This is a genomic window from Magnetospirillum moscoviense, assembly GCF_001650635.1.
GTDB lineage: Bacteria > Pseudomonadota > Alphaproteobacteria > Rhodospirillales > Magnetospirillaceae > Magnetospirillum > Magnetospirillum moscoviense.
In genome coordinates, this window is record NZ_LWQU01000025.1 from 1 (window position 1) to 5088 (window position 5088).

A 5088-nucleotide genomic window follows, 5' to 3' on the forward strand; every position below is an offset into this window, starting at 1 on the left:
CCGTCAAGTCGCTGGGATAGCGGAGGCCGCGCCGCTCATAGACCCGCCGGTTCTCCTTCGTCCACATGCTGCCCCCCCGATTCGTCTGGAGAGCTATGGAATCACAACTGATTCATCGGACTCAAGAACCTTCCGGACGGGCTCTTAGAACCACGCCACGCTTGACGGCGGGGCCGGCACGGGGTACCACCGGCCGGTTCCGCCGCATCGCGTCGCGCCTGGGGTCCATGCTGCGTTTTCTCGCCCTGATGTTCAGCCTGCTGCTGCTGCTCGCCATTATCGGCACGGGCGGGGCGGTCTATGTCTTCTGGCATTACGGGCAATCGCTGCCGGATTATCACCAGCTGGCCCATTACGAGCCGCCGATCACCACCCGCGTCTATGGTGGCGACGGCCGTTTGGTGGCCGAATACGCCGTCGAGAAGCGGGCCTTCCTGCCCATCGACGCCATCCCGCCGCGCATCAAGGAAGCCTTCCTGTCGGCCGAGGACAAGAATTTCTATGACCATGCCGGCGTCGATCCCATCGGCATCGCCCGGGCGGTGGTGGTCAATATCCGCAACAAGGGGATGGGGGCGGACCGCCGCCCGGTCGGCGCCTCGACCATCACCCAGCAGGTGGCCAAGAACTTCCTGTTGACCAACGAAGTGTCGATCGCGCGCAAGATCAAGGAAGCGATCCTGGCCTTTCGCATCGAGCGGGCCTTCTCGAAGGACCATATCCTCGAGCTGTACCTGAACGAGATTTATCTCGGCATGGGCAATTACGGCGTGGCGGCGGCGGCCAATTCCTATTTCAACCGCGCCCTTGACGAGCTGACGGTGGCCGAGGCCGCCTATCTGGCGGCGCTGCCCAAGGCGCCCAACAATTACCATCCCATCCGCCACGCCCAGGCCGCCAAGGAACGGCGCGACTGGGTGATCGGCCGCATGCTGGAAGACGGACGTATCACCCGCGCCGAGTACGAGCAGGCGGTGGCCGAGCCTTTGGTGATGCGCAAGCGCGACGACGGCCAGGTGATCGTCGGCGCCGACTATTTCGCCGAGGACATCCGCCGCGACCTGGCCGCCCGCTTCGGCGAGCAGGCCCTTTACAAGGGCGGCCTGGTGGTGCGCTCGACCGTCGATGCCCATCTGCAGGCCCATGCCTCGAAGGTGCTGCGCGACGGTCTGATGTCCTATGACCGCCGCCATGGCTGGCGCGGCCCGGTCACCCGCATTCCGGCCGGTCAGGGCTGGCAGCAGCGTCTGGCGGCGGTGCCCTATCCGCAAGGGGCCGAGCCGTGGTCCCTGGCGGTGGTGCTGGCCCTCAACGAGCCCAATGCCCTGATCGGCTTCGCCGACGGCCGCACCGCCACCATTCCGTGGATCGAACTGCGCTGGGCCAGGCCGTGGATGAAGGACCAAGAGGTCGGGCCGATGCCGAAGAAGGCCGGCGACGTGGTCCAGCCCGGCGACGTCGTGCTGGTCGAGGCCGGGGCGCGGACCGAAGAGGGCAAGACCCTGGCGGCCGGTCAATATTCGCTGCGCCAGATCCCCAAGATCGAGGGCGCCCTGGTGGCCATGGACCCCCATACCGGCCGGGTCAAGGCCATGGTCGGCGGTTGGGCCTATGGCAAAAGCCAGTTCAACCGCGCCACCCAGGCGCTGCGCCAGCCGGGCTCGGCCTATAAGCCCTTCGTCTATCTGCCGGCGCTGGAACATGGCTACACGCCGTCCTCGCTGGTGCTGGACGCCCCCATCGCCCTGCCGCAGGGACCGGGTCTGCCCTTGTGGCGGCCCAAGAATTACGGCGGCGACTTCCTGGGGCCGACCACGCTGCGCGTCGGCATCGAGAAGTCGCGAAACCTGATGACCGTGCGCCTGGCCCAGGCCATCGGCATGAATACCGTCGCCGATTATGCCCAGCGCTTCGGCATCTACGACAATCTGCCGCGCCAGCTGGCCATGGCCCTGGGCGCCGGCGAAACCACCGTGCTGAAGCTGACCGCCGCCTATGCCCAGTTGGTCAATGGCGGCAAGAAGATCACGCCGACCCTGATCGACCGTATCCAGGACCGCAACGGCCGCACGGTGTTCAACCACGACAAGCGCTTCTGCGACGGCTGCTGGCCGGTGCAGTATTCCGGCCAGGAAATGCCGATGGTGCCCGACCTGCGCGAACAGATCATCGATCCGGTCAGCGCCTATCAGATGGTGTCGATCCTGGAAGGCGTGGTCCAGCGCGGCACCGGCCGGGCCGTCGCCGCAATCGGCAAGCCGCTGGCCGGCAAGACCGGCACCTCGAACGACAGCTATGACGTGTGGTTCGTCGGCTTCTCGCCCGATCTGGCGGTCGGCGTGTTCGTCGGCTTCGACGAACCGCAAAGCCTGGGCGACAAGGAAACCGGCGGCTCGATCGCCGCTCCGGTGTTCCGCGACTTCATGATGGAAGCCTTGAAGGACAAACCGGCTACGCCGTTCCGCGTGCCGCCCGGCGTGCGCATGGTCCGGGTCAACGCCACCTCGGGCAAGCCGGCGATGCCGGGCGAGGCCAAGGCCATCCTGGAGGCCTTCAAGTCCACCGACCGCATGCCGTCCGAAGACGAGGACGTCCTGGAGGGCGAGGGCGCCGAGGGCTTCACCTTCAATCCGCTGCCCACCGAGACCGGACCGTCGCACGGACTTGTCATGCCCAACGCGCCGCCGCCGCCGCCCACCGGGCCGGCTCCGACCTCGGGGGGCTTGTACTAGGGCGCGCCTTCCCCTAAAAAAGCCGCCTGCATCAGTTCCTTGCTGGAAAGGACCATCCCTTGCGCGCCGAGATCGAAGCGCTGGCCGCCGATATTCGCAAGTCGCAGGCCCTGTTGAAGCGCCACCTGAATTGGGACGAGGCGTTGCGTCGCCTGGACGAGTTGAACGCCGCCTCGGAAGACCCCAATCTGTGGAATGACGGCGACAAGGCGCAGAAGCTGATGCGCGAGCGCACCCAGCTCGACAGCCAGATTTCCACCTGCCGCCGGCTGGAAACCGAGATGGCCGACCTGATCGAGCTGATCGAGATGGCCGAGGCCGAGGGCGATGCGGATGTCGCCGCCGACGCCGAGGCGCAATTGCGCGCGCTCAAGGCCCTGGCCGCCCAGATGGAGCTGGAAACCCTGCTGTCGGGCGAGGCCGATTCCAACGATTGCTACGTCGAGATCAATGCCGGTGCCGGCGGCACCGAATCTCAGGATTGGGCCCAGATGCTGCTGCGCATGTATATGCGCTGGGCGGAAAAGAAGGGCTTCAAGGTCGAATATCTGGAAGAAAGCGCCGGTGAAGCCGCCGGCATCAAGTCGGGCACCATCCGGGTGTCGGGTCACAATGCCTATGGCTGGCTGAAGACCGAGGCCGGCGTGCACCGCCTGGTGCGCATCTCGCCCTATGACAGCCAGGCCCGGCGTCACACCAGCTTCTCGTCGGTGTGGGTCTATCCCGAAGTCGATGACACCATCGACATCCAGATCAACGAAGGCGATTGCCGCATCGACACCTACCGTGCCTCGGGCGCCGGCGGCCAGCACATCAACAAGACCGATTCGGCGGTGCGCATCACCCATATTCCCACCGGCATCGCCGTGGCCTGCCAGACCGAGCGCTCGCAGCACCAGAACCGGGCGCGGGCCTGGGACATGCTGCGCTCGCGCATGTACGAGGCCGAGCTGCAAAAGCGCGAGGCCGCCGCCCAGGCCCTCGAGGACACCAAGACCGATATCGGCTGGGGCCACCAGATCCGCTCGTACGTGCTGCAGCCCTATCAGATGGTCAAGGACCTGCGGACCAATGTCGAAACCTCGGACAGCCAGGGCGTGCTGGACGGCGATCTCGACCAGTTCATGGCCGCCTCGCTGGCGGCGCGCATCAAGGGGCACGAGGAATAGGCCCCCCAGCGCGCCTTGCATGACCAAAGTGTCATTTGAATTCTTGATGGCGGGGCCTATATCGGTTCCGCCATCGTCATTATCGACAGGGGACACCATGGGCTTCCGCGTTCTTGCCGTCGTTCTTGCCGCCACCCTAAGCTTGACCTTCGCCGCCGATGCTTTTGCCAAGGCTGGCAAGGGCTCCAGCATGGGCTCACGCGGGGATCGCACCTACGATCGTCCGATCGACCGTTCGATCGCGCCGCCGGCCCCGCAGATGGCGCCGCAGGCGCCAGGTGCGGCCCAGCCGATGTACAACCCCAATGCCGTCCGCCAGCCCGGCATCGGCGGCCCGGCCGCCGCCGCGGCGCCGATGCAGCAGCCCGGCTTCTTCCAGCGCAACCCCTTCATGGGCGGCATCATGGGCGGCCTGGTCGGTGCCGGCATCGGCTCGATGCTGTTCGGCCATTCGCCGGCCATGGCCGCCGCAGGTGCCGCCTCGCCGATGGGCAGCATGCTGGGCACGCTGTTGCAGATCGCCCTGATCGGCGGCCTGGCCTATCTGGGCTATCGCCTGTTCACCCGCCACCGGGCACAAACCGCCGGTGCCGACGTGCCGGCCTATCAGCGCGAGGCCGCCGGCCCGATGGGCACCCAGGCGGAGACCCGGATCGCCAAGGAGTTCGAGCCCTCGGCCGCCGACCAGGAGATGTTCACCCAGATCATCGCCGGCGTGCAAAAGGCGTGGAGCGACGGCAACCCGGTGGCGATCCGCCAGTTGGTGACGCCCGAGGTCGCCGGCTGGATGGGCGAGGACCTGGCCAAGGACCAGTCGGCCGGATTGCGCAACGTGATGGAGGACGTCCAGCTTCTGGCCGGCGACGTCACCGAGACCTGGCGCGAGGGCGAACGGGAATACGTCACTGCCCGCATCACCTTCTCGGCCAAGGACTACACCGTGCGGCTGTCCGACGGCCAGGTGGTCGATGGCGACCGCAATCGTCCGGTGGAAAGCACCGAATTGTGGACCTTCCTGCGGGTCGGCGGCGGTACCTGGCTGCTGAGTGCGATCGAGCAGGTGTGACCAACAAAAAAGGCCGGGTCGCAGGACCCGGCCTTTTCTTTTTCGGTTCTTCGACGCCTCAAATGGATTTGAAGAGATCCCCGAGTGGGGCGGCGATCAGGTAGATCATGGTCGCGAAGGT

3 protein-coding genes are annotated in these 5088 nt (G+C 66.3%); all 3 read left to right on the forward strand.

Annotation, left to right across the window (positions count from 1 at the left end; all coding sequences use genetic code 11):
* Positions 1-227: 227 nt before the first annotated feature.
* The 3 genes from A6A05_RS01615 to A6A05_RS01625 all read left to right on the forward strand — a co-directional run bounded on the left by A6A05_RS01615 (position 228) and on the right by A6A05_RS01625 (position 4967).
* Entirely contained in the window at positions 228-2732 is a 2505-nt protein-coding gene (locus tag A6A05_RS01615; RefSeq protein ID WP_068496822.1) for a penicillin-binding protein 1A, read from the forward strand.
* Between the two features lie 59 nt (positions 2733-2791).
* On the forward strand, positions 2792-3901 hold the full coding sequence (prfB, locus tag A6A05_RS01620) for a peptide chain release factor 2 (RefSeq protein WP_068496823.1): 1110 nt from the start codon (positions 2792-2794) through the stop codon (positions 3899-3901).
* Between the two features lie 97 nt (positions 3902-3998).
* Positions 3999-4967 (forward strand): Tim44 domain-containing protein, encoded by a 969-nt coding sequence (locus A6A05_RS01625; RefSeq protein WP_068496826.1) that lies wholly within the window; start codon positions 3999-4001, stop codon positions 4965-4967.
* Positions 4968-5088 lie beyond the last annotated feature (121 nt).